Here is a 959-nt window from a genome sequence, read left to right as displayed (position 1 = left end):
CCCATCACATAGGCGATGCCCTCATATGAGATGCCATGGTGCTTCAGATACAATGCTTTGGCTGCCGTCTCTGCCGTTTCGCTCATGTACGGGGTGACAAAGTCTGGCCGTAGTTGATAGGCACTCTCACTGCTTGGCAGATAGATCCGCCGTATCTTCAGGTCTTGCCGCAGCGATTTCGTCCAGCCGTGGAACCGATAGCCTTGGCTAATCTCTACCGGAAACAGTTCTGGATGCGCTGCTATTTGCTGATCTAGGTACTGCCGATACGCTACTCTATCATCTGCTAGCGTGGCGTAGTCGATATCATCCGCTATCGGTAGGCAGATGGTCTTGTCTCCGGCAATGCCTCGTGGCTTCCGCTTGGCCATGTCCTTGGCCTCCACTCGCTGGCAATACCTCTATTTTACGTCAAACAAACTTGCTGGAACCAGGATTAGTTGAGAAGAGTTCAGAGGAGAAAATTTCAAGAGAACAGCAGTTGTCTAGCTTAGGCTGGTTGAACTGATTACAGCTAGTATTCTTGATGTATAGTTACGGCTTCAGTAGCTCTCTTAAATATGCCTATCCTTCAATCGTTGCTGTATTTTGTACTCGCTGGACTCTGTGAGATTGGCGGCGGTTATCTTATCTGGTTGTGGCTGAGAGAAGGGCAGGGATGGCCTGTTGCTGCGATTGGGTGGCTGCTGCTAAGTATCTACGGTGTCATTCCGACGCTTCAACCCGCTAACTTTGGTCGAGTCTACGCTGCCTATGGCGGAGTTTTCATCGTGCTGTCTCTCCTATGGGGATGGCGTATCGATGGAGTACAGCCTGATGCTTACGATTGGATAGGATGTATTTTTGTAATCGCAGGCGTAATTATTAAATGTCAAGAGGGTAGGCGATAAAATGACAGAGCGTAGGCGGGTGGAGGTACAGTCGAAGAGACGAATGAGTCTAGCGCTAAGCCAGAGTCT

At 49.7% G+C, this 959-nt stretch carries 2 protein-coding genes; one reads left to right on the top strand and one right to left on the bottom strand.

Annotation, left to right across the window (positions count from 1 at the left end; genetic code table 11):
- On the bottom strand, positions 1 to 371 hold a 371-nt coding region (locus CKL79_RS22575; RefSeq protein ID WP_121971728.1), incomplete at its 3' end, for a hypothetical protein.
- 189 nt (positions 372 to 560) lie between these two features.
- On the opposite strand from CKL79_RS22575, the gene CKL79_RS22570 reads away from it, so the two are divergent.
- Positions 561 to 890, top strand: a complete 330-nt coding sequence (locus CKL79_RS22570; RefSeq protein ID WP_121971727.1) for a YnfA family protein — start codon at positions 561 to 563, stop codon at positions 888 to 890.
- Positions 891 to 959 lie beyond the last annotated feature (69 nt).

Source organism: Leptolyngbya sp. BC1307 (assembly GCF_002286735.1).
In the GTDB taxonomy this organism is placed as follows: Bacteria; Cyanobacteriota; Cyanobacteriia; order Phormidesmidales; family Phormidesmidaceae; genus Phormidesmis.
This window is presented reverse-complemented; position numbering and strand designations above follow the sequence as displayed.